This is a genomic window from Anaerolineae bacterium (genome assembly GCA_013178165.1).
Classification (GTDB): Bacteria; Chloroflexota; Anaerolineae; order Aggregatilineales; family Ch27; genus Ch27.
Window position 1 is genome coordinate 37583 of record JABLXG010000020.1, and the last position, 25587, is coordinate 63169.

Consider the following 25587-nt stretch of genomic DNA (forward strand, 5'->3'; position numbering starts at 1 on the left):
CGGTTGTTTTGCACCCCGTGCAGTGGCACAATGGGAGCAGAGTCACTGTCCCGCTATACGGGAAAACGCCCGTGTGGTTGCGGCGGGTTCTGCCGCGCCGGGCGATAGTTTAGAGGCACAAGGAGAGCACAATGCGGGTGGGTCTGCTGGCCCCGGAACTGAGCGAAGCACATGGCTGGGGCCGCTACACGCTGGATCTGGCGCGGGCGCTGGCGGCTCAGGGCGATATCGAGCTGGTCATCGCCGCTTCGTCGGCCAGTCCCGGCGATGGCGGCCTGCCACACGCCGGCTACTATCCGATTCTGCCGCCGCTCATCCCGGCCCAGCGGGGCACCAGCCTGCGAAGCTTGCTGACCGCCCCGCGCCTGCGGGCCGTCCTGCGCGGCTGCGACGTGATCCACGCTGTCGCCGAACATTACCTGCCGGTGGCGGCGGTGGTCGCCGGACGCCGCCCGCTGGTCGCTACGGCGCACGGGACGTATCTCCCCTTGCATCTGGGGCGCTGGAACGGCCCGCTGTTCCGCTGGGCGGCGCGGCGAGCGGTGATCCTGCCCGTCAGCGCCTACACTGCCGGGCGCGTGCGCGAACAACTGCCAGAAGCCCGCCTACAGGTGATCCCCAACGGCGTGCACGCGGAACGCTTCGCCATGCCGCCGGCCCAGCTGCCGCCCCGGTACGGCCCGACCGTGCTGGGGGTAGGCGTCAATAAGGCCCGCAAGGGCTTTCACATCCTGCTGCAGGCGGTCGCGCAGGCCCGCGCAACCGTGCCGGATATTCAGTGCGTGATCATCGGCGACACCAGCGACGCCGCCTACCAGGCGGAACTGGCCCGTATCAGCGCAGAAAACGCGCTGGAGGGCTGCGTGCACATCCTGGGCCGTGTGCCTGATGAGACGCTGATCGGCTACTACCACATCGCTGATGTGTTCGCCCTGCCCTCAATCAACATCGGCGGGCGCTTTGAGGGCTTCGGCCTGGTCTACCTGGAGGCTGGCGCGGCGGGCCTGCCGGTCATCGGCACACTGGGCTGCGGGGCGGAAGAGGCCATTGTGAACGGCGAAACTGGCTTTCTGGTGCCCCAGCATGACGCCGGGGCGCTGGCCCGTGCCATCGTCCGCCTGTTGACCGACCCCGATCTGCGGGCGCGGATGGGGGCGGCGGGCCGGGCGCGGGCGGCAGCCTGCTCCTGGACCAACGTGGCGGCGCAGGTGCGGGCCGTCTACGAATCCGCCCCGGCACTGAGGCCGCCCACGGCCGGTCTCCCGGCCTCCTGACCTCCCGGCCTCCGGCCATGGGGGGCCGCCAGAGCGGTTGAAGAGCGGCGCAAAACCGGGTATAGTGCGCGGGCTGGAGACCCGGAGCCGATCGCAGCGTCGGCCTGGAAGCCGGCGCTCTGGAGAAACGCAGTATGGAACTGAAAAACCTGTGGAAGATGATCCGGCGACGCTGGTGGCTGATCCTGGTCCCGCCAGCGGTAGTGCTGGCCCTGACCTATCCGGCGCTGCTCAACCCGCCAGGTGGCGCATTCACCACGGCCATGCACATCACCGCGGCCCAGCCACTGGCCGGCATCGAGGAAACGTACGAGGACGCCAGCTACTTCCCCTGGCTGGCCGCCGAGCAACTGATCGACGCCCTGACCATGTGGGCGCGCACCAGTACCTTCGCTGAAGAAGTGCGGCTGGCCGTAGCCGAGAAGGGCATCGAGCTGCCGCCCCGCGCGCTGCTGGGCGCCTTCGCCGCGGATAACTCGCAGATGGTGATGCGCCTGATCATCACCTGGCCGGACGCCGACCAGCTGGAGGCCATCGCCCGTGCAGCAGTGGACGTGCTCAAGAACCGCAACCAGGACTATTTCCCGTCGCTGGCCGATAACCCGGCCCGGGTGATCGGCCTGGACGAGCCGGTGCTCAGTCCGGTCGCCCCGCCGCTGCTGACCCGCTACCGGCCACTGGCGCAGATCGCTCTGGCCCTGGCGGTCGGGCTGGGCCTGGCCGCCCTGGTGGAATATCTGGACACCGCCATCCGTTCCCGCGAGGAGCTGGAGGCACTCGACCTGCCCATCCTGGGGGAAATCCCGCGCCATCGCGGTCTGCGCTACTGAGCGGCGCCGGGGAAAGGCTACTTGATGAATGCCGAAACGCTGCCCGCCCCGCCTGGTTACCGGCTGGCGCACCGCTTCCAGCTGAGCCGCCGCTGGACTCTGCTCTGGATCAACGTGACCGCCGTGGCGCTGTTCGTGATCACGCTGGGGGCGGCCTTCAGCGGCCTGTTGCTCTACGCCCGCCTGGGTGCGCCGCTGGCGCGCACCGACCTGCCAGCGTTCCTGCCAGCCTGGGCATATATCCTGCTGCTGATCGGCACGTTGATCCTGCACGAAGCGCTGCACGGACTGGCTATGCTGGCCTGCGGGGCGCGCCCGATCTTCGGTGCACAGCTAACCCGCCTGGTGCTCTACACCACCAGCCAGGCGTTCTTCTCCCGCCGCGCCTATCTGTTCGTGACACTGGCCCCGCTGTTCGGCGTGACTCTGCTGGGCCTCCCGGCCATGCTCCTGCTGCCGAGCGGGCTGGCGATCTGGGTAGCAATCATGGTTGCTATGAACGCCGCGTCCTCACTGGGAGACCTGTGGATGGCCGCTGTGATCGCCAGCTTCCCGCCGGAAGCGCGCTTCCGCGACGAGGTGGATGGCATGAGCATCTTCCTGCCGGAAGGGTTACCGCCCGGCCTGTGAACGGCACAGCAGCGCAGCACAACGTTCAGGGCACAAGTGCGCTCAGCCGTGCCTTTTCGCTGGAGATAAGAGCGGCTCATGGCAACTGATGCGCCCGCCGGTCGGCCCGACACAAGCCCCTGGCCGTACGTGATCCTGATTCTGAGCGCGGTCGCTTTTGGCTTCAGCGCGATCTTCGCCCGGCTGGCTGCTGAGGCCCCGGCCCTGGTGATCGCCACCTGGCGGGCCACCATCGCCGCCCTGGCGATGACGCTGCCCTTTCTGGCGCAGTCCCCGGCGGCCCGCCGTCTGGATGCACCCCGCCGCCGGGCCGGGCTGCTGGGCGGTCTGCTCTTTGCCGTCAGCCTGGCGGTCTTCCATATTGCGCTGGAGCGGACCACCGCTGCCAACGCCACATTTCTGGGCAACCTGGCCCCGCTGTGGGTGGGCGTGATCACCCTGCTGGTGCTGCGCCGCGCCCTGCCGCGCCTGTTCTGGCCGGGCATGGCGGTTGCCCTGCTGGGCGCGGGGCTGATGGTTTTCAGCGAAGGCGGGCTGACCGGCGTTCATAGCGGTGACCTGATCATCTTCGCCAACAGCACGATCTGGGCCGCCTACCAGGTGCTGACCGGGGAGGCGCGGGCGCGCATCAGCGCGTTGACCTGGGGCTGGATGGTGACCGGGATCGGCATGCTGATCCTGATCCCGCTGACGCTGTTGCGGGGCTATTCCCTGACCGGCTACGATGGGCCGACGATCGCGGCGCTGGTGGCCGCCGGGTTGATCTCGCAGTTTGGCGGGTTTATGGGCTACAACTACGCGTTGGGCTATGTCCCGGTAGCGCGGGCCTCGGTGATCAATCTGCTACAGCCAGTGATCACGGCGGTGGTTGCGGCCCTGTTGCTGGGCGAACCGTTTGGCGGCTGGCGGCTGGCCGGCGGGGCGCTGGTGTTGACCGGTATCTACGTGGCGACGCGCCCCGGCTACAGCCGCCTGGCCTCCCAACAGGCAGCGGAGGCCTGAGCAGCCCCCGCTACAGCGCCTGCTGCAGCGGCCACCGCCCGGCCCCCCGCCTGAACTCCTGAACGGTTATTGCTCGCGTGACCAGCGCTCGCGGTCAACTTCCGTGACGAAAACGACGTTGCCTTCCTGATCCAGGATGCGTATCTCCTTGGCCTGCAGGTCAGCGTCCAGATTCCACAGCGGTACAACCAGATCAACAACCGCGCTGGCCTGCATCTCAGAAGTATGGGCCATATCTCGCTGGGCGTCTTCTCCGCCATAGACGTGCAGACGACGCGGGTCCTCAATCCCAAAGCGCAGGCTGCGCTCCCCAACGACTTCGACCGTCCACTCGCCGGGGCGCTCAGCGACATTGGGCGCGTAACTATTGATGATCCGTCCCCGTTCAAGCTGGACGCCCTTGAGCCTACCCTCGGGGTCCGATTCAATGACCAGGGTCAGGATGGCCACCTGCCGCCCGTCCGGCGGGGTTGGCGCCGGCGTCAGGCCGTCAGCGGGCACGAAGGTAGGCTTGGGGCCGATTTCGTTCTGGGCAGTGATGGCGGCGGAGCCAAACAGGAGCGCCACTCCCACCAGCGCCAGCACGCCCAGCCCGGCGGTCAGAAGAACAGTCTGTTTGCGGTTCATCGCCAGACTCCTTTGCCTTTATGGCCAGTCCCAGTTGGTGGGGGCGAACACACTTGGCGCGTTGACGGTCGCACCGAGGGCGGTGAGCACATTGCGCACGATCACCCAGTCAGCCGGCCCGAATTCCCAGACGGTCGGCCCGGCGTCACGCATCAGGTCGATGTTGTTGTCCTCGGAACGCCACCAGGTGGTACCGTTATTGGCGGTGAAGGATCGGCAGTTGCGCCAGCCGGCATTGGCCGCGTCACTGGTGCAGGCGGCCTGGCTGTTATACAGAATCGGGGAGATGTTCCAGTAACCACCGTCACAACAGTATTCATCCGGCAGGCCAAAGGCCGCGTGCCCGGATTCGTGGACGGCGATCCACTCTCTGCCGCCACCGGCCATGGCGCTGGCCCGCCCGCCGCCGCCACAATCGCGGACGCCGGCCTCGCGGTGGACGATCACGACCAGCTCGGCGAAGGCGGCGTCGGCCAGGTTCGGCCAGGTGATGCGCGGGCAGATGCCGCTGGTCGGCGGCTCGACATCGCCGCCGGCGGCCGTGGAGAACCAGAAGTTGAACAGGCCCAGGTTGGCGCCAACAACAGCATTCTGCCAGAAGCCAGTATCGATCAGGTCAGCCACGTCATTAAGAAAATTTTGGCGGTTGGCGGTGTTGGTCAGGGCGCCATAGCCCTCGTCCGCCACGAAGACAACATCAATCGCGCTGGCCGGGTCGCGCCAGCGGATGGCCGAAAACACGGTAGTGCCGACGGAAAACGCCGGTGTCGCCGTAGCGGAAAGGGTGAAATCGCAGCCGGTCAGGATCAGGGCCAGCAGCGTCAGTCCGCCCAGCAGGCGACGCCAGGGCACGGCACTTCGGCGATGCTCGTCCATAACAGGGTCTCCTTGAGATGCTACAGGACAGGGATGAATACGAGCACGCAGCGCTCGCCGCGTGACGACACAGGTGGGCTGACGGGGTAGCACCCGGGCCAGGCAGGAGGACTGCCGGTCGATAACCGCTCGGACAGTCCGGGGAAGTCCGTGCCCGCCGGACATCCTCAGTCACTTATACAGGAGTTTTATGGAGTGCGCAAATCTGATTTTTCGGGGTTATCCAGCGGCAGAGCGCTATCAAAACGGGAGCGCCGGGCACAGACTCCGGCGCTCCCCTGCTCCATGGGTTGCTGCTGGCGGCGCTCATGCGCCGGGCATGGTGTAACGCTCGCGGATGTTGGGCACCAGGTATTCGTCAAAGGCGCGGCGCAGGTCGTAATCGGGTGCCCAGCCCCAGTCCTGCCGGGCGCGACTGTCGTCCTGGTCGACCGGCCAGCTATCCACGATGCCCTGCCGCCGCCGATCCGGGGCAAAGGTGATCTGTGCGCCGGGGAAGGCCCGCAGTACCTCCCCGCGGAAGTCCCCGGCGGAGAGGCTGAAGCTGGTCACATTGTAGACATGGGTGGTCAGGCGTTCCTGCGGCGCGGCTTCCAGCATCAGCAGGGCCTTGATCGCGTCCGGCATGGCCATGAAGGGCATGGTTGTATCTTCCCGGACGAAGCAGGCGTACGGCTCGCCCCGCGCGGCAGCGTGCAGCATCTCCGGGCCATAGTCGCTGGTACCGCCGCTGGGCACGGTGAAGGCGCTGATCAGGCCGGGGAAGCGAATGGCGCGGAAGTCCACCGTGTGAGGCGGGCGTTCGGCGGCCAGCTGGCGGTAATGACGGGCGTAGTAGCGACCCAGGTGCTCGGCGTAGAGCTTGTTGCAGCCGTACATGGTGGTCGGGATGTTCCACTCATGCTCGCGGACGGCCCCGGCGCTGGCCTTGGTGGCCAGGTCCGGCAGGCCATAGACGGCGATCGAACTGGGAAAGATAAACTTGACCGGCTGGCCCAGCCACATGGCCTGGTCAACAGCCAGCTTGAGCAGGCCCAGTGTGCCATCGACATTGACGCGGTGGGCGGCCTCCGGCGTGAATTCCGCGCGGGTAGAGAGCAAAGCGGCCAGGTGAAAGATGCGCGGAATCGAAAACTCTGAAACCAGGCGATCCATTAATTTGTCATCCAACAGATCGCCGGTGATGCTGTACGGGCAGTGTTTGCGGATCTCGTCTGGCAGGGGGCGGACATCCAGGGCCAGGATATTGCGCACACCGCTGGCGGACAGACGCTGGATCAGGGCCTGGCCCATCTCGCCGCTGGCGCCCGTCACAAGCACAACTTCTTTGCGCATGGCTTCTCCTTGAGATGCGTATCGCTGTCTTCCGGCCAGCTGGCCAGCGCCCTGGGCGCCCTGGCGGGCCGGCGATGGGCATTCTAGCGCCCTCAGGCGGCGCCTGCCAGGTTCCGATCCTCATCAAGCGGGACGCCAAGTGACCTGTCATGCTCGCGCAGCATACCGCCATAAGGCAGCAGGCCGGCGGGCGCCGGCTGACCGATCAGGAGGAGCGATCGGCGGCGGCAAACGTGAAAATCGCCGCGGCAATACAACATGAGGTAAACCCGCCGGGCGTTCTGGCGGAAGTAAGCGAACATCGGACAGGCTTCTACAAACTCGCAAACCTGCTGTTCAGGGGCCATGCGGAATATGGTCTCTTGGTTAGATAGCGAATCTCTATCCGTTGTCATGATAAAGTATAAAGTAAAATAGAATTTATCACCAAAGAATTAATGTTTTATTTACGATCCAGGGAAGTAGCTACCCGGTGGCAGCCTGCAGGATCGCCGCCAGAGCAGCCAGAGTCAGGCCGGTCGCCAGCAGCAGGAGGAAGGGGAACAGATTCGCCTGCTTGAGCCGGAAGCGCACAAAGGCAGCATGGAAGAGAAACAACAGCAGGTAACCCAGGACGGTTGTCCAGGCAGCGACGGGGTAGCCATAGGGGGGGATCAGGGCCACATTGAGGGCGATATTGGCTGCCGCCGCCAGCATCGTCCCCAGGGAGATTGTGCCGGTGCGCTTTTCGTAATATTCCAGGTTGACGTAGAAGGTGTGCGGCAACATAAAGAAGCATCCCGCCATCACCACCGGGACGATCGCCAGCCCTTCGCGGTATTCTGGCGGGGTCACCAGCCGGGCCAGCGGCGGCCCGACGATGATAAGGCCAGCGGTGACCACCGCAAACAGCAGCGTATACTGGCTGGCGCGGGCGCGGATGGCGGCGCGTATTGCGACGCGGGCAGTAGAGTCGCCTTCCTGCCCTTCACGGGCCATCTGCTCGAAGAACCAGGGCACCCAGGCGCGGTTGGCCCCAGCCCACAGCACAAAGACCACGCTGCCAATCTGGTAGGCGAAGCTGTAGATGCCCGCCGCTCCCAGCCCGGCATACTGGCCGATCAGCACCCGGTCAAACTGGCTCAACAACAGCCCGGCCAGCAGGTGCGGGATCAACGGCACGCTATAGGCCAGGGCGTAGCGCCAGGCTGCCCGATCGACCGGACGCCGCCCGCGCCACAATAGCCCCGCCCCCAGCACCAGCCCACCTCCCCCGCTGACCAGCGCAATACCCAGGGCGCGGGCCAGCGCCCCGTCCACGCCCGGCAGCCGACCCGGCAGGATCAGGATGAAAGCGAGGGATAGCACGATCCGCAGCAAGGCCAGGGCCAGGCTGAGCGCCGTATACAGCCGGTAGCGGTAGGCGTACAGCCAGGCTTCCAGGACGATCTCGATGACAAAGAGGCCCGCCGCTGCGGATGCCGCCAGCAACACCAGCCGCCGCTCAATGCGGAAGAGTGCTGCCAGTGTCTCCCCCGGCAACAGGGCCAGCCCGCCCAGCGCCGCCAGCGCCGTCAGCGTCCCCAGCGCAGCGATGGTGGAGAGAAACTGGCGGAAGCGCCGGTCATCATAGTCGTAGCGGGCGCGGCCCACTGCCCGATCCAGCCGGAGCGTGATCGTGCTGTTGAAGATCGTCATCCAGGTGAGGAACAGGGCAACCGCCCCGTATTCCTCCGGTGTCAGCAGCAGGGCGAAAACCGGCATGAACAGGAAGTCGAGGCCCTTTTGCAGGGTATGGCCGGTCACATACCACAGCGTGGTGCGGGCCGACCGGCTCTCCAGGGCGCGCTGGCCGCGGCGCAGGACAGCGATCATCGATGGCTATCCTCGCTCGCCGGCATCCGGACGCCGATCGCGGCCAGGAAGCGGGCCAGTTCCGGCGGGAAGGGAGCGTCCTCCGCGCTGATCAGCCAGGCTTCCGCCGCCGGGTTGAGCCAGCGCGTGGTGTGCAGGACACTGGACGGCCCGGAGGCCACCGCGCGCAGCGCCGATCCCAGCCGGGCGATGATCAGTTCGGCGGGAATAGTCCGCACCAGTACGCGAACATCCTCTCCTACCGCCAGCAGCCGGGCGAGGTCCTCCTGCTCGCGTGGGTGAGCTTTGAGCAGCACCTGCCAGCCCTGCCCCTCCCAGGCCCGGATCAGGCCGCGCAGGTTCGCCAGCAGCGCCGGAGTCAGAGCCGACGAATGAGGGACGCAGATCAGGGCGGGACGGCTCAGCCCCTGCCAGTCGAACAAGCCATCCTCCGGCGGGGCAAAGAGGCCGATCAGGGCGTCCAGCTCCGGCGGGGTAAAGACCGGGCGCGGCAGGGCGTGGCGTGGCAGCCGTCGCAGGGCAGCGTTGGCGTGCTCCGGAAAGGTCAGGTAAGCGGCCTGCAACAGGCTGAAGCCGCCCATGCCTTCCAGGCGCTCAAAGCCCCGCCCGTAGACCAGCGGGAAAAGCGCGGTCAGCCGCCTGGCATGGGTGCGCTCTGGCGGCTGGCGATCCACGTAGGCCGCCGCGCCATCTTCAACGGCATACAGGCGGCAGCCGGGGCTGCGCCGGAGGGCATCCACCGCGATCTGCTGGACATCCGGGCGCATGTCGTTAAACAGGTAAACGGTCTGCGGCGGATGGGGGGCCAGCAGATGGCGGGCGCGGCGGACAGCAGCAATCAGCGGCAGGTGAGCCGTGAGGCGGCGCAGCGGATGTGGCGGGCGCGGGGCGTCCTGTGCGCCAGGGAGCAGGATCGTCCGGCCCGACGCGGGCAGCAGCCCTGCCAGCCCATCAACGGCGCGGCGCGCGCCCTCGAAGTCGTTGAACACGGCCAGCCATGGCGAGGGACCAGGCTCGGCCCGGATCAGGCTGAGGCTATACAGGATGTGCAGCGGGGTATGAGCCAGAAAGAGGCGGATGGTCATCAGTAGAGCAGCCTGGCGCCAATGCGCCGCAGATAGCGGACGGTCGCCGGACGGATCGGGCGGCGTTCCCGGCGCAACAGGGTGCGTTCCGCCCACAGGGCGCCCAGCATGCCCAGCGCTACGCCCGGTCGCCGGGTCCTGATCAGCGCCGCCACACCCCAGATCAGCATCGTGGTCAGCGGGTAGGGCAGCGGCAACAGACGCCAGGCCATACGCGCCTTATTGAGACTGTAATGCTGCCAGCGCTCGACTTCCTCCAGGCGCCCCTCTGACGAGGTGTAATGGCGGGCGGCAACCTCCGGCAGGTACACGATCTCCCAGCCGGCGTCAATCAGGCGCAGGCTCAGATCGATCTCCTCCATGGCGTAGAAGTAACGCTCCGGGTAGACCTCCGGGCCGCCCAGCGCCGCAGCGCGCAGGGCATGCGCTGTGCCCAGGAAGTAAGGGGCCGGGGTAGGCGCCGTCAGGGCGCGGGCGTAGGCCTTATCGGGGTAAGGTAGATGGCGCTCATCCAGCCGTCCGTCCGGGTGCAGGATGCGCCCACACAGCCCGCCGCAGCGCGGATTGGCGGCGAAGTACCCCACGATCCGGCTGACTTCCTGCGGGGTAGACCATGCGGCGTCGTCATCGATGAAGATCAGCAGATCGCCCCGGGCCAGCCTGATCCCCAGGTTGCGCCCGCCGCAGACGCCCAGATTGTGCGGCGCGTGCTCCACGTGGAGCCGGGCGCGGTCATCCAGCGGGGGAAGGCGCAGGGTTTCCTGCGGGCCATTGTTGATCAGGATGATCTCATAGGGTGCAGGCAGACCCTCCTGACGGAAGATCGATTCCAGGCAGCGGTACAGATCATCCTGGCGTCCGTAGGTGATGACAATAAAGGAAAGCTGCATGGCAGGCGTTTCATCCGACGCTCAGGTTAAGCCTGGCTTATTATAGACATACAGGCCCCTCCTGGCATACCGGTCGCAGCCGGCAGCCGGGAGACTGGGAGACCGGCAAGAAAGAGGCAGGAGGCAAGCGGCAGGTGACAGGAACAGAGACGCCGGGACACCCGGCCCCTTGCGGCAGCAGGGCGGATCGTTTACTGTTGGACCAGCGTGGATCGCGGGGGCGGCTTCCCCCGCCTGGTGATGAGGTGAAGCGATGCGTGACGTGATCAAGACTTCCGACGCCCCAAAGGCCATCGGGCCATATTCGCAGGGGATCCGAATCGGCAACCTGGTCTATACAGCCGGTCAGGCAGCAGTTGACCCGGCGACCGGTCGTCTGATCGAGGGCGACATCAAGGCCCAGACCGAGCAGACGATGAAGAACCTGGACGCCATCCTCAGGGCGGCGGGCACTTCCCTGCAGCGTGCCGTCAAGGCGAATGTCTACCTGCACAACATCGCCGATTTCGCCGCCATGAACGAGGTCTACGCCCGCTGGATTGACCCGGAGAAGCCGCCGGCGCGGACGACCGTCGGTGGGCTGGATTTGCCACTAGGGGCGCTGGTGGAGATCGAGGTGGTGGCCGACGCGAGCGAGGGCAGCTGACGCCTTAACAGGGAGCAGAAGGGAGTACCAGGCCGCCGGTGACGATCATCGGCGGCCTGGAGGGTGGTGGAAGTGTCCTTAACGATTTACTGAAAAACCAAGTTATTGTCTCCCCCCTCTACCCCCCGATCACCTGTAGCTCGCGCGGGAAGGTCGTCAGCGATTCCGCGCCGTCTGCTGTGATCAGCACGTTGTCTTCAATGCGCACCCCGCCCACCCCCGGCAGGTAGACACCCGGCTCCACCGTGAAGACATGGCCCGGCTCCAGCAACTGCGCATTCCCCTCGCGGATATAGGGGCCTTCGTGCACTTCCATGCCCAGGCCGTGCCCGGTGCGATGGGTGAAGTACGCCCCCAGCCCGGCCTTCTCGATTTCGGCACGGGCGGCGCGGTCGACTTCCTGGCAGGGCACACCCGGTCCGGCAGCCCGGCGCCCGGCGGCGTTGGCCGCGTAGACCGCCGCGTAAGCCTCCCGCAAACGCGCGTCCGGCTCCCCCAGGGCGAAGGTGCGGGTGATATCGGAGGTATAGTGGTCGAAGCTGATGCCGAAGTCAAAGAGCAGCAGGTCGCCTTCGCGCAGGGCGCGGCTTCCGGGGACGCCGTGTGGCAGGGCGCTATTCGGTCCGCCCAGCACGATCGGCGGGAAGAGCAGCTCGCCCCCACCGCGCTGCAACATAGCGATCACCAGAGCGTTAGCGATCTGGCGCTCGGTCATGCCGGGCCGGACAGTCCCGATCACCTCCTGCAGGGCATCCTGGCTGATGGCAATCGCCCGGCGCAGGGCGGCCACCTCGGCGGCGTCCTTGCGCAGCCGCAGCGCGGCCAGCGCGTCCCCGGCGTCGGTGATGACAGCCCCCGGCGCATGGCGGGTGATCAACAGCGCCTCGTTATAGCGCATTCGCAGTCCTTCCACGCCCAGCCGCTTGCCGGGCAGGTCCAGCGCCGCCAGCGCGGCATGCACGGCCCCGTCCGGCCCATCGGTGTCGGTGTAGGTGAAGAGCCGGATCGGGTATGGCGGGCTGGCCAGCTTATCCTGCTCCAGGGCCGGCAGGACAAAAACCGGGTCGCCGGCGGGCGGGTAGAAGCCGAACAGCGGGCGCTCCATCAGGTGGAACTCCTGCCCGGTCAGGTAAATCATATTGGGGCCGGGGACAAGCGCAATGGCGTCCAGCCCGGCGCTGGCTACAATCTGCTGGAGGGTCTGTAAGCGTGTCGTGTACATCGATCACTGCCTCTGAGCGTCAGATGAGCGCAACTACGGCCAAGCGTAGCAACGGAGCGAGATTCGGGCAACCAGGGCACAGCTACTCTTGCTGCACAAACAGGATCACTACCCCCAGCGCCAGCAGGTAGGCCAGCGCCGCGGCAGCAGCATTGGCGGCGATTCCCCCGGCGAAGAGGGCCGTCCCCAGCGGCGCGCCTACCATGCGCCCGAAGGAGACAAAGGCCACATTGCCGGCCAGCAGCGTCGCCCGGCGTTCCGGAGCAATCTCCGTCATCAGGGCGATGCTCGTCACCAGCGTTGCCTCAAACGTCAGGTAGAACAGGAACAGTCCCAGCAGGCTACCCTCCACGCTGGTCCCCAGCGCCGGCAGCGCCAGGGCGCTCAGCACGCTGGCCGCTGCGCCCAGCGCCACCGCCCGCCGCTTGCCCAGCCGGTCGACCACGCCGATAACCAGCCCTTCGCCGCCCAGTTCCGCCACGCCGATCACGATCGATGCCGCCCCCAGCGCCGCGATCTGCAGGCCGAAGGCATCCTCCAGCCACACGCCAAAGACGATGCTGACCAGCTCATTGGCGAAGGTGATCAGCAGGCTGACGGTCAGGGCAGCCAGGGCGGAGCGGTAGGTCAGCAGGGCACGGATGGCATCCGGCAGTGCGGGCGGCTGGCTGCCCGATCCACGCCCGCCGCTGACCAGCAGCGCCAGCAGGACGCAGCAGCCAAGCAGCAGCGCCGCCAGCCAGGGGAAGGCCGCGTTCCAACCGCCGCGCGCGATCAGCCACCCGGCAACCGGGATGCCCACCAGATATGCCGCTGACCAGGCCAGCTCGGTCAGGCCAATGGCCAGGCCCCGCCGCCGGTAATCCACCCGATCGCCAACGTAAGCCTGCATTGACGTGTCAAAGACGATCTTGCCCGCACCCAGCAGTAGCAGCCCGGCGAAGAAAATGCCGTACAGCGGCAGGATCGTCATCAGCAACAGGGCAGCGATCACCGCGATGAGGCCGATCAGCATCCCCGCCCGGCGCCCGCGCCGATCAGCGATCACGCCAAAGGCCGGACCAAGCAACCCCAGGCTGGAACGGGCGGTAATGGCCAGCGCCACCGCCTCCAGGTCCACGCCCAGTCCGCGGGCGATGGTTGGCAGGAAGGGGTAAACCAGCCGGTAGGCGGTATTGATCAGGGTGCGGGTGACGGTGATGGTGACGATCTGGTAGCGCAGGCGGGCAGGTTGGCGAATGGCGCTCACAGAGTCTCCTTTGCAGGCAGGCGTCAGCGAATATGCGGCCAGCCGCCGCGATCCAGATAATCGTGCATGATCTGGCTGATGGCTTCCAGGCGCGTCTGCGCCAGCACCTGTTCGACCGGCAGGAAAGCTACCGCCGAATTCTCGTCGTCCGCGCCTTCCGGGATGAGTTGCCCACCGGTCACGCGGCAGGCATACGCTGCGCCCACGCCGTGCACCGCATCACCGTTGGGATAGGTGACATAGAACAGGCGCGGATCGCTATAGAGACCCACCAGCGCGTACGGCTCCACGATCAGGCCGGTTTCCTCCTGCACCTCGCGGACGACGGTAGCCGGGCAGGTCTCGCCCAGATCGCTGAAGCCGCCGGGGAAGTCCCAGCAGGCAAAGTCGGCGCGGTAGGTCATCAGGATGTAGCCGCGGTCATCCTCCACGATGGCCAGCGCGCCGGGCAGAATCACCGTCTCGTGGCCGACAGCAGCCCGCAATACAGGGTAGTACGGGCGCAGCGGCGGAAACGACTCGACCGGTTCGATCTGCGGCGGCTCCCCGGCGCGGGCGCGCAGCGCGCACGTCACCATCTCCTGGTGGGAGGGATGCGTCCGGCGCAGAAAGGCTTCCGGCTCGATGAAAAAGGCCGTCAGCGTCTCGCCGCCGTCTGCCTGAAGCGCGCCGCCTGCCGCTTCCCCCCAGAAGATAGCCGTCCACTGCTGAACCTGATCGCCGTTGGGGTAGCGCAGATTGTAGCGGGGATGGGTCAACAGGCCAGCCAATCCCTTGATCTCCGCCGTAATGCCCGTTTCCTCCCGCACCTCGCGCCGGGCCGTCTGGAGCAGGGTCTCGCCCGGTTCCATGGCCCCGCCGGGGATGCTCAGCCAGTCGAAGTCGTAGCGCGTCTGGGCCAGGATGCGCCCCTGCGCGTCGAAGATCACGGCGCTGGCGTAAACCAGGTAGATCAGCTGGCTGCCAACCTTGCCGCGCAGCCATTTGACATAGCCATCTGCCAGCGATTGCGGCGGATTGATTGCACTCATGGGTTTCCTCTGTGTGCCGGGTAGCGCGGCCTGCAGGGTACAGCGTGCCCTTGACAAGCGCCGCTGGCGGGCGCTACAATGCTTGCCACAGGACGGGCGTGTAGCTCAGTTGGGAGAGCGCTACAATCGCACTGTAGAGGTCCAGGGTTCGAATCCCTGCACGTCCACACACAAAAGCGTGAGCAGCGTGCTCACGCTTTTTGCATCGATCGCTCCGGTTGCGCACGTCCTGCTTCCACGGGTTCTGCCCCCGGCAGCGCCGATGATGCTACGGCCAGACCTCGTCCACGCGGTCGGCCCGGATCGTGATTCGCTCTTCAACCAGATCGCTGCGCCCTGAGTCAAAGTCGGAGTACTGGATCGCCTGGATGATGGCGTTGCGGTAGATCCAGCGGCGGGTTTCCACCCCCTCATCCAGGGCGATGATGGCCACGTCGCGGGTGGGGCGGCTGCCATCGCGGGAGGTCCGGGCCCAGACATTAAAGGGCGCGGCAGGATCGTGCTGCACCATCTTGGTGATGGTAAGCGGCGGCAACTCGCCTTCCAGCACAAAACTGGTCAGGCCCTGCACAGCAAAAATGCCGCTGACCACCTGACCATCCAGCGCCACCTGAAACTCGTGAGCCGAGAGACTGTCAACCGATTTAACACCAATGGCTGGATTCATAGCCCGATCCAGACTCCTTTCTGCCGGAGGAACCGGTCAGCGGCTTCGTAGCACGTTTCTGTCAAGTGAACGCACCCGCCTGCCTTAGCGCCTGTAGATAACAGTATACAGGGGGGCTGAAAATCCACGCAAATGACCGTATTCACTCCCGTAACATGCAACCGGGGGAGCCAGGCCCCGCAACAGCCCGGTGGCCATTGCTACGACACCAGCAACCCTTCTTTTGCCAGGAAGTCCAGCATGGCCTCCTGCCACGGGCGCAGGGTGATGCCCAGCAGGGCGGCGGCGCTATTCTCCAGGGCGCTAAATTCCGGCGGGCGAGAGGGGCGCGGGTACTGGGCCAGGACGATCGGCTCGATCGGGATAGCGGCATAGCCGGCATGATCCAGAACAAAGCGAGCCAGCCCCCAGCGGGAGACATACCCGGCGTTGACCAGATGGTATGTGCCATAATGCCCGCTGGCCAGCAGGCGGACGATCGCCTCCGCCAGGTCGTCGTTGTAGGTCGGGGCGGCGATTTCGTTGATTACCACGCGCAGAACCTGTCCCTGCTGCGCCCGGTTGAGGATGGCGTGGACGAAGTTGTGGCCGCCGTGGGCGATCAGCCAGGAAGTGCGCACAATGTAGTGCTGCGGGACCAGCTCGCGCACAATCTGCTCGGCCACCCATTTGCTGTAGCCATACGGGTTGATCGGGCTGGCAGCGTCGTATTCGCGGTAAGGGGCGCGGGCCTGGCCATCAAAGACCTCGTTGGTGCTCACATACAGCAGCGCCGCACCCAGGCGCTGGCAGGCCAGGGCAACATGCTTGGTGCCATAGGCGTTCACGCGCAGGGCGCGGCCCGGATCGCGGGCGCAGCCGTCAACATCCGTCCAGGCGGCGCAATGGATGACCAGCTCAGGCGCCTGATCGACCAGCGTGCCCACACTCGCCGGATCGGCCAGGTCGACCTCCGGCAGGTCGACGCCCAGGATCGGATGGTGCGGGGCGAGCAGGGCAGCCAGCCGCCCGCCCAGTCGACCTTTGACGCCGGTGATCATGATGCGCATGGGCACCCCCTCCCTCAAGTATGCCAGCTATAGCCGCCGGAAGTATACCCGATTTCAGGCTTCGAGGCGGCTGATCATGACGTTGGGCGGTGTTGCATCGCTACCTGAGATGCGAGGCTGATGTTCACACCGTGGCGATGTCCCCCGCGGTGATTCGGAGGTATCGAGCCACCTGTCACCCGTCTGAACAGACATCAATTCATAAATTGAAAATAAATCTTGTAGTTGATATATTGACAATAATCAATTATCAACTATGATGATGATACTGACCCAGTGTTCAGGAAGGTGAACTATGAACCGCCTCAGAATTGCTGTACCGGTAATCGTCCTCCTGGTTGGATTGATCACCGTTGGCCTGCCTGTTGCCGAAGCCATACCCCGGGAACCGATCACTGTCAAAGTCTGTTGGACCAGCAATCCGCTAATCTCGCAGTATGCTCTGGTTGACCTGACCAATGGCACCAGTGTCACCGCCAGCCAGCTGACCGGTGGCGTGTTGCTGGTCGCGCAATACGATGGCTTCGTTGAATACGGGTACTGGACCAGCCGGGAAGGATACTTTGTCCTCGGCTGGGGCTGGGAGTCTGAGGGACAGCAATTCTATTCCGCTAACGAACAGGGTCTCCTCACCACAGAGCAACTGGCCGAAGTCATGACTGTGTTCGGGCCGATGTTGCAGACCAACTGCGTCGAGCAATTGAGGGCCAGGTCTATAACCTGAGGACCAGGCCACCTGGGCCATTACTCTAGCGCCGGAGATTTCGGCTTTGGAAGCGTCCCATCAGACGGGACGCGCACACACACGAGCGGGATAATGCCAGGCCTGCTCCAGCATGCTAGCAAGTTCTGGTAGCATCTGAAGCAGAGCCACTTCAGTCAGAACGAGCAGTGAAAGCCGGGCGGTAGTCGATACAGGCTGCCGCCCGGCTTTTTTACCATTCTGGCACTTGACAGCGTGTAACAGACAAGATATGATTTTAATTGTCTATTTTATCAAAAATAATTTGAGAATTAGGTTCTGGTCTCACGCGCTACTGGCGTCTGCCATCCCAACCTCTTCGCCGCCCGTAGACGATCGCCAACCCAGACAACTACATCGCTACTCCATGACCCGCCGCCATTGATCGGGACGCCCGCGCTGGCCCTACCTGCCTGGCAGGGGCGTCACAGGCCCTCATCCAGACCTGCTTATGACCGAGTCATCAGGAGACTTCATGTTAACCCGGAGAAACTTCATCAAGCTCAGCACGGCAGTTGGCGCGGCGCTCATGCTGCCGTGGCAGGAGGCCCTGCAGGTATTGGCCCAGATGCCGGCCCTGCTCAACCCGGCCACCCAGCCACAGTTCGTCAACCCCATGCCGGTAATCAAGGCCGCTGGATTGCGCGTCGACGCTACTTCCGGCGGGACATACACCGTACGCATGGCCCCGACCACGCAATCGCTCGGTCTGGTCAATCCGCTGACCGGTACGCCGCTGACCACGCCAGTCTGGGGGTACAGCGTGGACGGCTACACGCCGGTGACTTACCCCGGCGCGACATTCGTCGCCCGGAAAGATGTGCCTCTCAATATCCAGTGGGTCAATGCACTGGCCGTCCGGCACCACCTGTTGCCGGTAGACAGCACCCTGCACTGGGCGCTGGGACACCTGGGGCACCACAATCACGGCATGATGTATGACTTCAGCATGTTCGGCGGCGTGCCAGTCGTCCCTCATCTGCACGGCGGCCATACCGAGTCGGATAGCGACGGCCTGCCCGAATACTGGTGGACGCCCGGATACCACACTGATCCGGCCGACCCCCTGTTCAAAGGCCCGCGTTTCGTTAAGAGCCTGTACCGCTACGACAACGATCAGGAGGGCGGGACTCTGTGGTATCACGACCACGCCCTGGGTATCACCCGCCTGAACGTGTACGCCGGCCTGGCCGGTTTCTACTTCCTGCGGGATGCCAACGAGCTGGCTCTGATCGACGATAACCGGATTCTCTCCGGCGACTATGAGATCGAGATCGTGATCCAGGATCGCATGTTCGCCGCCGACGGCTCGCTGTTCTACCCCGCCGACCCGGCTATGGCGATCGCTATGGGTGCGATCAACCCGCCCGACCCGACTGCCTTGCCAGAGTTCTTTGGTAACTTCATCCTGGTCAATGGCAAGGCCTGGCCGGTGCTGGATGTGGAACCGACCAAGTACCGCTTCCGCCTGCTTAACGGTTCCGACTCGCGCTTCTACAGCCTGTGGATCAACACTGGCGCAACTGATGCCGTCAACGGCCCGCTGTTCACTCAGATTGGCTCAGACGATGGTTTCCTCAATGCGCCTGTGCCCCTGAACCAGCTGACCCTCGGCCCCGGCGAGCGCGCCGACGTGGTGGTAGACTTCGCTGGCTGGCAGGGTCAGACGTTGATCGTGCGCAACAACGCCCGTGTGCCATTCCCCAGGGGAGCGACGGTCAATCCCCGGCTCGATGGCCAGATCATGGCCTTCCGCGTGGGGCAAACCACGTCAGCACCTCCAGTCACGTTGCCAGCGATACTGCGCTCAACACCATACACCATCCAGGAACCGCCTGTCCGAACACGCCAGCTGGTGCTCTTTGAGGCAATGGACAAATTCGGTCGGCTCCAGCCACTGCTGGGGATCATCGATCCGGCGTCACCCCTTGACGGCACGCTGCTATGGGACGAGGCTATCACTGAAGTGCCCAACCTGGGGGATGTTGAAATCTGGGAGATCTTCAACGCTACGGTGGACGCCCATCCGATCCACCTGCATCTGGTGACATTCGAAGTGCTTAACCGCCAGAAGTACACGGCGACGATCCTGCCCAAGAGCAACATCGACCCGCTGCACCCGAACGATCCGCCGACCCTGGGCGGCAAGCTGACCAACATCCAGCTCAAGGGACGACCCACCCCTGCTGCGGCCAATGAGCGCGGCCCCAAGGACACCGCTCAGATGTTCCCCGGCGAAGTGACGCGGATCAAGGTCAGATTCGACCGGCCAGGGCGCTATGTCTGGCACTGCCATATCCTCTCCCACGAGGATCACGAGATGATGCGCCCCTATTACGTGGGCATCCACCCGGCTTGGTTCTACCCGCAATCCGCCGCCTACTGGGCTGAGCACAGGATCGAAGGGGCGAACAGTTTCGACTTCCACTGGTTGCAAATCGGCCGGCTTGGCAGCGAGGAGGTCTTCCTGCATGGGCTGACTTACGGTGCGGTCATGACACCCGGCGGCAATGAGTGGCACGCCCTGGCCCGCCAGGTCATCACCGCGCGGCTAAACGTCCTGGCCGGGGTAACGCCTCCGGCGGCAATCCAGACCGTGCTGCAGTCGGCCACGGCCCAGCTCACGGCCAAGACTCCGAACAGCCTCAGCGAGGATGACAAGGCCGCCTTCCTGGCCTTCGCCAGCGCGCTGGCGGGCTTCAACGGCGCTTAGGCAGGATTTTCCAGTAGAAGTTATAAAACGGCAGCCGGGGAATTCGCGCCCGGCTGCCGTTCGTGATTCAGCCCAGCATTTCGCGGTAGACGGCTACCGTCTGCGCCGCAATCTGTTCCTGGGTGAAGCGGGCCAGGACGCGCTCCCGCCCCTTGCGGGCCAACTCGCGGCGCAGGGTATCGTGATCGATCAGGTGGCGCAGCGCATCCGCCAGCGCCGGCGCATCCCCCTCCGGTACGATCAGCCCGGCGTCGCCAATCACCTCCGGGATCGCCCCGCTGTCGGAGCCGACCGGCACCACACCGCAGGCCATCGCCTCCACCAGGACCCGGCCAAACTGCTCTTTCCAGTTGGGGCGGGTCAGGGAGGGCAGCGCCAGGACATCCAGCTGGCGGTAAAAAGCGGGCATCTCCGCGCTGGGCAGCGGCCCGGTGAAGGTGACGCGCTCCCGCAGGCCCAGCGTAGCCGTCAGCCGTTCCAGCGCGGCGCGTTCCGGCCCACCGCCGACGATGTCCAGCCGCCAGTTGGCGATGCCGTTGCTGAGCAGCCTGGCCAGCGCCTGCAGCAGCACATCGACGCCCTTCTCCGGGACGAGCCGCCCGACAAAACCGAGCGCACGTGTCCGCCCGGTGAAGGGCTTTTCCAGCGGGTGGAACAGCGCCGGATCGACGCCAAACTGAGGGATGACCGCCAGGGGGCCACGGTAGCCTTTCTGCCGCCAGATCTCAGCGGCGCTGGCCGTGCCCGCGATGGCATAGTCGACATGACGCAACGTCCACGCCTCCCCCAGGGCGAACGGCAGCGGATAGCGGCGGGGCAGGTTCTGCCAGCTAAAGAACAGGCTGCGCGCCCCGGCCCGCCGGGCCAGCCACAATGTCTGCCAGGTGGCGACGTTGTACGGCTCTTCATCGATATGAACGATATCCGGCGCAGGCTCGAACCAGCGGCCCAGGCCAGGATAGTAGTGCACATGGAAGTGGCCGTTGAAGCGGATGGGGTTGACGACCAGCCGGTAGCCGGTTGTATAGCTGCGTTCCAGCGGGGTCTCGCCGCGCTCGTCCCGCCAGGCGGGGGGAACCACCACCGTCAGGTCTACCCCCAGCCGGGCGATTTCTTCCAGCTTGCGCTGGTAAACGCCAACGATGCAGGCTTTTGAGAGCATCAGGACGCGCATGTGGTCTCCTTGCCCCCGCCCGGACGGGGCCAGACGTGCGGCATTGCGCCGCAAGTATACCGCAGGCAGCCCGCTGACGTAGGAGTCGAGAGGCCGAATCAATAGCCCTCCGGCAGGGGGGGCCGGAGGGCTGAACAGCGCGTGAAGGATACACGCGGTTAGAACCGGGCTTTATGCACCCTTCTTGTTCACCGGGATGGTCACCGGGCGGGCTTCCGGCGCCTTGGGCAGGGTGAGGGTCAGGATGCCATTATCAAAGGTTGCCTCGATGCCCTCCACTACCACCGGCACATTCAACCGCAGGACACGGCGGAACTGGCCCTGCGCAGCGCGTTCGCGGATCAGGTAGCGGACGTTTTCCACGTTGTGGTTAAACTCGCCCGAAATGGTCAGGACATCATCTTCCAGGTTGATGTTGATCGCCTCAGGATTCACGCCGGGCACAGAGGCCAGGATCACGACCGCGTCGTCGGTCTCATAGGCATCCACAGCCAGGCGGTAGGTTGCGCCGTCGCCATTCTCGCTGCGCGGAAACTCCCGCAGCATTTCGTTGGCCATCTCGTTGAACAGTTCCATCGTACGCCAGGGATTGCGACGAACCATCAGAGCCATAGCATTTTCCTCCTCATTAATCCGGGCAGCCAACCGCCTTGAGCGTGACTGCGCGGTTCTTTTGTTCCGTTTACTGCCCGGAACTATAGCGGGTCTGTATCAGAGGCACGTAGGCGGCGCATAAACGTTTCATAGGAAGGCCGTTGGAGTTATGTAAAATCCGGCCCGGCAGCGCCGATCCCCTGCCCGATGACACGGCTGCCTGTCACTGCCCGGCTTGTACTTCGCTTGCTGCTCGGCCCAGCACAGCACGCAGCCGCCCTTCCAGCTCGGCCAGCATCAGGGCCGTCGCCCCCCAGACCACCTGCCCGGCCACGTCGTAGTAGGGCACGCGGCAGCGCACCCCCGCCAGGATCATCTCCTGCTCGCGTTTGCGGGCGTCATCCAGCAGATCGGCCAGCGGCAGTTCCAGCAGGCCGACCACCTCCGTCGGATTGGGGTGGAACGCTGGCCGTTCCGCCAGCACGCCGAGGACCGGCGTGACCACAAAACCGCTGGGCGGGATGTACACCGCGGCCAGTTCGCCCAGCACCCGCACCGCCGCCGGGAGCAGGCCGATCTCTTCGTATGCTTCGCGCAGCGCGGCGGCAACGGGCGAGCCATCACCCGGTTCCAGCGCCCCACCGGGGAAACCAATCTGCCCGGAATGGACGCCGGGATCAGGGGCGCGGCGGATCAGGACGGTCGTCAGGCCGTCGTCCGCCGGGTAGACCGGCACCAGCACGGCGGCCTGGCGGGTCAGAATATCAGGCGGAAGTGCCGTGCGGCGCAGATTGGGGATCAGGTGCATGGGCTGCCGCGCCGCCTCTACATCAAAGCCGGGCAGGCGGAGGGCCGCTTCCAGCACAGACAGGGGGATGACCAGCCGGGGCATGGGAGGATGGGACTATCAGGCGCGAGGCCGGGGTTGCACCCAGAGCGTATAGGTATGCGCCGGGCGGACGAACACGCGGGTCAGCGCGTCCCGTTCTGGCGGCAGGTAATGGCGCTGCCCAGCGGGGGTGATGTACAGCCGGAAGTCGTCAAAGTCGGGCCGCCCGGCGGCTTCCCACTCATGGGCCAGATCGGACAGAATCAGGTAGGCGTCGCTGCTGCCGTAAGTATGCACGACCCGCATGTCGCCATAAGGGACCAGACAGGCGCTGGTGGGACTCATGATCCCCCAGCCAAACAGCTCCAGGCCATAGGCCAGCTGGCCTTCCTCCACGTGGTAGGTGATGAAGGCATAGCCAGGGGGTTGCCGCAACAGCATGTAGTAGCTGAACAGGCCCAGGTTGTACTGCTCCAGTTCCAGCGGCAACTGGGCGATCTCGTGGCCGGTGGAGAGCAACGCCTGGATGACAGCCTCATCCAGACCGGGGCTTTCCCCAAAGTCGACCACCAGCGACGAGCCGGGTACGCGGGTCTGGCGATCCGGCCCGGCGGCGCTGCCCTGAATGAGCAGGAAAGCAGGCGGGAAGAGCTGGGCGCTTTCCAGCGCTCCGGTCGCCAGGCGGCGCAACGCCGCGCCGATCTGAATGCGGCCAAAGCTCAGCGGCACGACCAGCAGGCCGCCAACTTTGAGCTGGGCCACCCAGGCCGCCGGGATGTCCCACACGCTGACGGCGGAGACAATCCGATCGTAAGGCGCATGGGGCGCGTACCCCTCCGCGCCATCCTGAGCCAGCACGGTGACGGCGGGGTAACCGGCACGCTCCAGATGCGCCTGAGCCGCTTCCGCCAGGTCCGGGAGCAGTTCCAGCGTGGTCACGCGCCCTGCCGGGCCGACCAGCTCGGCCAGCAGGCCGGTGTTATAGCCGCTGCCGGTGCCAATTTCCAGCACATTATGGCCCGGCTGGATATCAGCGGCGCTGAGCAGCACTGCCAGGACAGACGGGCGCACCGAGCCGCTAACCGGCATCCCGAATTTGTCACGCCGGATCACGATCGGCTCGTCGCTGTAGACGGCGTCCAGGTTGACGCCCGGCACAAACAGATGGCGTGGCACGCGCTGGAAGGCCTGCAACACTGCCGGCGAGAGCGGTGTGCTGGCCCGCCGCACAATTGCCTCCACCAGGGCGGCGCGGCGCTCGTCAATCGAGTGTGGGGAACCGTGACCGATCATGGACCTCTACTGTTCTGCCGGTACAACCCGGCGGCGCATACCAGGCCCGGCGCTTGCGCAGGCTCATACCGGCCTCAGTCTCCTCGCGGCGGGTGGTGCGTACACGCCCGCGCGAATCGATATGAATCTGGCCGGCCTGCTGCAGCCGGGCGAATTCCTCCGGGGAGATGGCCGGGGCCGGTTCCCCGCCAAGCCGTTCCAGGCGGCGGGCCATGGCCTCGTCGTCGCTGGCGGCGTCCGGAGCAGGCGGGGTTGTCGCGTCGGCTGGCGCGGGGCCAGGGGCGCCCGAAGCGGGCGGCTGCTCATCCGCCGGTGGGTTCGGCAGGTTGCGATCCTTGTCCTCTGCCATGCTTAGCTTTCTCCGTCCTGTACTTCCGCTTCCTCGTAATGAATCCCGGAATCGCTCAACAACTGATCCAGGCTCAACTCACCTTCAGCAGCTTCTGCTTCCTGCAGGCGCCCGCGATGACTGCATTCCAGGCAGGCAGGGTCGCGGGCGATGGTGATCCATTCAGCGCCATAGGGTGGCGTGATCCGGCCCTGGAAGATCTCCAGCGGCCGGTTGGCCAGGATCACGGTATTGCCTGGCATGCGGCGGTACTGATCTGTGCCCTGTAGCAACTCGTTGAGCGCCAGATCGGCCTGCACAGAGGCCACCCGCACCACATGCAGCCACAGGCCCGGCTCGGCCTCCAGAGTGCCATCCGGCCCGATCATACCATAATCAAGCTCATCCGCACCGGGGTCCACCAATCCTTCGCGGACATCATCGGCCTAGCAGGCGTAGCACGGGCTGGCTTCGTCGCGGGGGTTGATCACCACCACATCGCCGCCCTCGCCCCGTTCATAGACACCGGCATAGACGGCGGTCAGGCCACGGGCCAGGCAGGCTTCGTTGATCAGATACTTGACCCGCTCGCCATCCACCCCAACAACGACCAGGTCCACGCTATTGAGGGCGTCAAAGTGCTGCTCGATGCGGCCACGGATGGCCGTCACCTCGGCGTCGGCGTTACGAGCGCGAATCAGATCGGCGACGGCCTCCACTTTGGGGCGGCCCACGTCGCGCAGATCGCCCACATGGCGCACCACGTTAACGCTCTCCAGCAGGTCGTCGTCGATCAGGACAAAGCGCCCGACGCCACTCATGGCCAGGCTCTCCGCCACGAAGCCGCCGCCGGAACCCAGCCCGACAATGCCAACCGTGCGTTTGTGCAGGTAGTCCAGCGCCTCCTTGCCCAGCAGGCGCTCAATGCGATCCCAGGCGGTCATGGTTCCTCACCTCTGCTCGATCCTGACTCTCTATACGCTAAACGCCCGACGCTGGATGCAGGGGGAAAGCGCACTTGCCACAGGAGAGGCAAGCTGCCACGCCTGCGGGTACGACTTTTCCCGGCGGCGAACCAGCCGCCTTCACCCTTCATCGGTCGCCTGAGCGCCCGGCGCGGGGCTGCTGGCCGCGGGGCCACTGAGGGCGGCTTCCACCGCCCGTACCAGTTCCAGCAGCGTGCGCTCCGCCGTCCAGGGCAGGTCGGGCGTCTCCTGGGCGGTCAGCGGGCGCGATTCGGCCCACAGCCGGGCGAACATATCCTCACTGTCCTGCAGCCTGAGCATCGGGGCGATCCGCACGGTTGGCGGCGTGGCCGGATAATTATAACCGGTGATCAGCAGCAGGACGTGATCGCCGCCCATCCGCCCGACCAGAAAGCAGATCTCCAGCGGCGGGCGCTGGTCGGCATCCCACTCGGTGATGCTGACGGCCAGCCCGTCGCCGGTTAACAGGTCATATTCCGCCTGGAAGCGCTCGCGGTCGGCCAGATGCCAGCCCAGCGGCGGCATGGCCGGCAACCAGGGCAATCGCATCAAAAGTGCTGATAGGGAATAATAGGATGCCTCTAACCAGGAGGCACTATGTCAGACGAAAACCCGATCAGCTTACTCATCAGTTTTCGGGACCTGCCCGATCCCCGAGTGG

The 25587-nt window shown here is 65.4% G+C and carries 27 protein-coding genes and 1 tRNA gene; 8 read left to right on the forward strand and 20 right to left on the reverse strand.

All coding sequences use genetic code 11. From position 1 onward, the window contains the following. Window positions 1-131 precede the first annotated feature (131 nt). The 4 genes from HPY64_12010 to HPY64_12025 all read left to right on the forward strand — a co-directional run bounded on the left by HPY64_12010 (window position 132) and on the right by HPY64_12025 (window position 3736). Window positions 132-1274 carry a glycosyltransferase family 4 protein gene (locus HPY64_12010; protein NPV67864.1) on the forward strand — a complete coding sequence of 381 codons (1143 nt, stop codon included), beginning with the start codon at window positions 132-134 and terminating at the stop codon, window positions 1272-1274. 134 nt (window positions 1275-1408) lie between these two features. Beyond that, entirely contained in the window at window positions 1409-2104 is a 696-nt protein-coding gene (locus tag HPY64_12015) for a hypothetical protein (GenBank protein NPV67865.1), read from the forward strand. A 24-nt stretch (window positions 2105-2128) separates the two neighbouring features. Then, window positions 2129-2734, forward strand: a complete 606-nt coding sequence (locus tag HPY64_12020; protein NPV67866.1) for a DUF3267 domain-containing protein — start codon at window positions 2129-2131, stop codon at window positions 2732-2734. Between the two features lie 78 nt (window positions 2735-2812). Beyond that, a complete protein-coding gene (locus tag HPY64_12025) occupies window positions 2813-3736 on the forward strand; it encodes a DMT family transporter (GenBank protein NPV67867.1) in 924 nt (307 codons plus the stop codon). Between the two features lie 66 nt (window positions 3737-3802). Here the strand turns inward: HPY64_12025 and HPY64_12030 are convergent, their stop codons facing one another. From HPY64_12030 to HPY64_12060, 7 genes are all read right to left on the reverse strand, one after another. Further along, window positions 3803-4363 (reverse strand): hypothetical protein, encoded by a 561-nt coding sequence (locus HPY64_12030; protein ID NPV67868.1) that lies wholly within the window; start codon window positions 4361-4363, stop codon window positions 3803-3805. A gap of 18 nt (window positions 4364-4381) precedes the next feature. Next, on the reverse strand, window positions 4382-5239 hold the full coding sequence (locus tag HPY64_12035) for a hypothetical protein (GenBank protein ID NPV67869.1): 858 nt from the start codon (window positions 5237-5239) through the stop codon (window positions 4382-4384). A 306-nt stretch (window positions 5240-5545) separates the two neighbouring features. After that, window positions 5546-6574 (reverse strand): NAD-dependent epimerase/dehydratase family protein, encoded by a 1029-nt coding sequence (locus HPY64_12040; protein ID NPV67870.1) that lies wholly within the window; start codon window positions 6572-6574, stop codon window positions 5546-5548. Between the two features lie 92 nt (window positions 6575-6666). Then, complete coding sequence (locus tag HPY64_12045; protein NPV67871.1) at window positions 6667-6921, reverse strand: hypothetical protein; 255 nt, start codon at window positions 6919-6921, stop codon at window positions 6667-6669. Between the two features lie 118 nt (window positions 6922-7039). Then, window positions 7040-8428 carry an oligosaccharide flippase family protein gene (locus HPY64_12050; protein NPV67872.1) on the reverse strand — a complete coding sequence of 463 codons (1389 nt, stop codon included), beginning with the start codon at window positions 8426-8428 and terminating at the stop codon, window positions 7040-7042. Next, window positions 8425-9513 (reverse strand): hypothetical protein, encoded by a 1089-nt coding sequence (locus HPY64_12055; protein ID NPV67873.1) that lies wholly within the window; start codon window positions 9511-9513, stop codon window positions 8425-8427. The genes HPY64_12050 and HPY64_12055 overlap by 4 nt, the downstream gene beginning before the upstream one ends. Beyond that, a complete protein-coding gene (locus tag HPY64_12060) occupies window positions 9513-10403 on the reverse strand; it encodes a glycosyltransferase (GenBank protein ID NPV67874.1) in 891 nt (296 codons plus the stop codon). Before HPY64_12060 ends, HPY64_12055 begins: the two co-directional genes overlap by 1 nt. Window positions 10404-10656: 253 nt before the next feature. On the opposite strand from HPY64_12060, the gene HPY64_12065 reads away from it, so the two are divergent. Continuing rightward, complete coding sequence (locus tag HPY64_12065; protein NPV67875.1) at window positions 10657-11049, forward strand: reactive intermediate/imine deaminase; 393 nt, start codon at window positions 10657-10659, stop codon at window positions 11047-11049. Window positions 11050-11167: 118 nt separating this feature from the next. On the opposite strand, the gene HPY64_12070 is transcribed toward HPY64_12065, so the two are convergent. The 3 genes from HPY64_12070 to HPY64_12080 form a co-directional block, all read right to left on the reverse strand. Then, a complete protein-coding gene (locus HPY64_12070; GenBank protein ID NPV67876.1) occupies window positions 11168-12271 on the reverse strand; it encodes an aminopeptidase P family protein in 1104 nt (367 codons plus the stop codon). Between the two features lie 82 nt (window positions 12272-12353). Then, complete coding sequence (locus HPY64_12075; protein NPV67877.1) at window positions 12354-13520, reverse strand: MFS transporter; 1167 nt, start codon at window positions 13518-13520, stop codon at window positions 12354-12356. Between the two features lie 23 nt (window positions 13521-13543). Next, window positions 13544-14551 (reverse strand): NUDIX domain-containing protein, encoded by a 1008-nt coding sequence (locus HPY64_12080; GenBank protein NPV67878.1) that lies wholly within the window; start codon window positions 14549-14551, stop codon window positions 13544-13546. A 94-nt stretch (window positions 14552-14645) separates the two neighbouring features. On the opposite strand from HPY64_12080, the gene HPY64_12085 reads away from it, so the two are divergent. Next, window positions 14646-14718 (forward strand) — tRNA-Ala (locus tag HPY64_12085). A 101-nt stretch (window positions 14719-14819) separates the two neighbouring features. On the opposite strand, the gene HPY64_12090 is transcribed toward HPY64_12085, so the two are convergent. Next, window positions 14820-15218 carry a hypothetical protein gene (locus tag HPY64_12090; GenBank protein ID NPV67879.1) on the reverse strand — a complete coding sequence of 133 codons (399 nt, stop codon included), beginning with the start codon at window positions 15216-15218 and terminating at the stop codon, window positions 14820-14822. Between the two features lie 200 nt (window positions 15219-15418). Beyond that, window positions 15419-16267 carry a dTDP-4-dehydrorhamnose reductase gene (rfbD, locus tag HPY64_12095; protein ID NPV67880.1) on the reverse strand — a complete coding sequence of 283 codons (849 nt, stop codon included), beginning with the start codon at window positions 16265-16267 and terminating at the stop codon, window positions 15419-15421. 295 nt (window positions 16268-16562) lie between these two features. Here rfbD and HPY64_12100 point away from each other — a divergent pair, with 295 nt between their 5' ends. After that, a complete protein-coding gene (locus HPY64_12100; GenBank protein ID NPV67881.1) occupies window positions 16563-16991 on the forward strand; it encodes a hypothetical protein in 429 nt (142 codons plus the stop codon). A 493-nt stretch (window positions 16992-17484) separates the two neighbouring features. Further along, entirely contained in the window at window positions 17485-19722 is a 2238-nt protein-coding gene (locus HPY64_12105) for a multicopper oxidase domain-containing protein (GenBank protein NPV67882.1), read from the forward strand. Window positions 19723-19789: 67 nt separating this feature from the next. Here HPY64_12105 and HPY64_12110 read toward each other — a convergent pair whose 3' ends face one another. The 8 genes from HPY64_12110 to HPY64_12145 all read right to left on the reverse strand — a co-directional run bounded on the left by HPY64_12110 (window position 19790) and on the right by HPY64_12145 (window position 25475). Next, window positions 19790-20896, reverse strand: a complete 1107-nt coding sequence (locus HPY64_12110; GenBank protein ID NPV67883.1) for a glycosyltransferase family 4 protein — start codon at window positions 20894-20896, stop codon at window positions 19790-19792. Between the two features lie 171 nt (window positions 20897-21067). Next, on the reverse strand, window positions 21068-21508 hold the full coding sequence (locus tag HPY64_12115; protein ID NPV67884.1) for an Hsp20/alpha crystallin family protein: 441 nt from the start codon (window positions 21506-21508) through the stop codon (window positions 21068-21070). A gap of 205 nt (window positions 21509-21713) precedes the next feature. Further along, entirely contained in the window at window positions 21714-22382 is a 669-nt protein-coding gene (locus HPY64_12120) for a CoA pyrophosphatase (GenBank protein ID NPV67885.1), read from the reverse strand. 15 nt (window positions 22383-22397) lie between these two features. Then, complete coding sequence (locus tag HPY64_12125; protein ID NPV67886.1) at window positions 22398-23612, reverse strand: methyltransferase domain-containing protein; 1215 nt, start codon at window positions 23610-23612, stop codon at window positions 22398-22400. Continuing rightward, a complete protein-coding gene (locus HPY64_12130; protein NPV67887.1) occupies window positions 23581-23961 on the reverse strand; it encodes a hypothetical protein in 381 nt (126 codons plus the stop codon). Before HPY64_12130 ends, HPY64_12125 begins: the two co-directional genes overlap by 32 nt. A 2-nt stretch (window positions 23962-23963) precedes the next feature. Continuing rightward, window positions 23964-24362 (reverse strand): hypothetical protein, encoded by a 399-nt coding sequence (locus tag HPY64_12135; protein ID NPV67888.1) that lies wholly within the window; start codon window positions 24360-24362, stop codon window positions 23964-23966. A 24-nt stretch (window positions 24363-24386) separates the two neighbouring features. Next, window positions 24387-24884 (reverse strand): ThiF family adenylyltransferase, encoded by a 498-nt coding sequence (locus HPY64_12140; protein ID NPV67889.1) that lies wholly within the window; start codon window positions 24882-24884, stop codon window positions 24387-24389. Between the two features lie 141 nt (window positions 24885-25025). Beyond that, window positions 25026-25475, reverse strand: coding sequence for a hypothetical protein (locus HPY64_12145; GenBank protein ID NPV67890.1), 450 nt, complete (start codon window positions 25473-25475; stop codon window positions 25026-25028). Between the last annotated feature and the right edge of the window lie 112 nt (window positions 25476-25587).

Bases quoted from the DNA above. Each gene is read 5' to 3' on its own strand.
- HPY64_12025 (NPV67867.1), top strand. From the start codon at position 2,813: ATGGCAACTGATGCGCCCGCCGGTCGGCCCGACACAAGCCCCTGGCCG.
- HPY64_12055 (NPV67873.1), bottom strand. From the start codon at position 9,513: ATGACCATCCGCCTCTTTCTGGCTCATACCCCGCTGCACATCCTGTAT.
- HPY64_12060 (NPV67874.1), bottom strand. From the start codon at position 10,403: ATGCAGCTTTCCTTTATTGTCATCACCTACGGACGCCAGGATGATCTG.
- HPY64_12100 (NPV67881.1), top strand. From the start codon at position 16,563: ATGAACCGCCTCAGAATTGCTGTACCGGTAATCGTCCTCCTGGTTGGA.
- HPY64_12040 (NPV67870.1), bottom strand. From the start codon at position 6,574: ATGCGCAAAGAAGTTGTGCTTGTGACGGGCGCCAGCGGCGAGATGGGC.
- HPY64_12020 (NPV67866.1), top strand. From the start codon at position 2,129: ATGAATGCCGAAACGCTGCCCGCCCCGCCTGGTTACCGGCTGGCGCAC.
- HPY64_12030 (NPV67868.1), bottom strand. From the start codon at position 4,363: ATGAACCGCAAACAGACTGTTCTTCTGACCGCCGGGCTGGGCGTGCTG.
- HPY64_12070 (NPV67876.1), bottom strand. From the start codon at position 12,271: ATGTACACGACACGCTTACAGACCCTCCAGCAGATTGTAGCCAGCGCC.
- HPY64_12125 (NPV67886.1), bottom strand. From the start codon at position 23,612: ATGATCGGTCACGGTTCCCCACACTCGATTGACGAGCGCCGCGCCGCC.
- HPY64_12120 (NPV67885.1), bottom strand. From the start codon at position 22,382: ATGCCCCGGCTGGTCATCCCCCTGTCTGTGCTGGAAGCGGCCCTCCGC.
- HPY64_12015 (NPV67865.1), top strand. From the start codon at position 1,409: ATGGAACTGAAAAACCTGTGGAAGATGATCCGGCGACGCTGGTGGCTG.
- rfbD (NPV67880.1), bottom strand. From the start codon at position 16,267: ATGCGCATCATGATCACCGGCGTCAAAGGTCGACTGGGCGGGCGGCTG.
- HPY64_12130 (NPV67887.1), bottom strand. From the start codon at position 23,961: ATGGCAGAGGACAAGGATCGCAACCTGCCGAACCCACCGGCGGATGAG.
- HPY64_12090 (NPV67879.1), bottom strand. From the start codon at position 15,218: ATGAATCCAGCCATTGGTGTTAAATCGGTTGACAGTCTCTCGGCTCAC.
- HPY64_12050 (NPV67872.1), bottom strand. From the start codon at position 8,428: ATGATCGCTGTCCTGCGCCGCGGCCAGCGCGCCCTGGAGAGCCGGTCG.
- HPY64_12145 (NPV67890.1), bottom strand. From the start codon at position 25,475: ATGCGATTGCCCTGGTTGCCGGCCATGCCGCCGCTGGGCTGGCATCTG.
- HPY64_12080 (NPV67878.1), bottom strand. From the start codon at position 14,551: ATGAGTGCAATCAATCCGCCGCAATCGCTGGCAGATGGCTATGTCAAA.
- HPY64_12045 (NPV67871.1), bottom strand. From the start codon at position 6,921: ATGGCCCCTGAACAGCAGGTTTGCGAGTTTGTAGAAGCCTGTCCGATG.
- HPY64_12010 (NPV67864.1), top strand. From the start codon at position 132: ATGCGGGTGGGTCTGCTGGCCCCGGAACTGAGCGAAGCACATGGCTGG.
- HPY64_12140 (NPV67889.1), bottom strand. From the start codon at position 24,884: ATGACCGCCTGGGATCGCATTGAGCGCCTGCTGGGCAAGGAGGCGCTG.
- HPY64_12115 (NPV67884.1), bottom strand. From the start codon at position 21,508: ATGGCTCTGATGGTTCGTCGCAATCCCTGGCGTACGATGGAACTGTTC.
- HPY64_12110 (NPV67883.1), bottom strand. From the start codon at position 20,896: ATGCGCGTCCTGATGCTCTCAAAAGCCTGCATCGTTGGCGTTTACCAG.
- HPY64_12105 (NPV67882.1), top strand. From the start codon at position 17,485: ATGTTAACCCGGAGAAACTTCATCAAGCTCAGCACGGCAGTTGGCGCG.
- HPY64_12035 (NPV67869.1), bottom strand. From the start codon at position 5,239: ATGGACGAGCATCGCCGAAGTGCCGTGCCCTGGCGTCGCCTGCTGGGC.
- HPY64_12065 (NPV67875.1), top strand. From the start codon at position 10,657: ATGCGTGACGTGATCAAGACTTCCGACGCCCCAAAGGCCATCGGGCCA.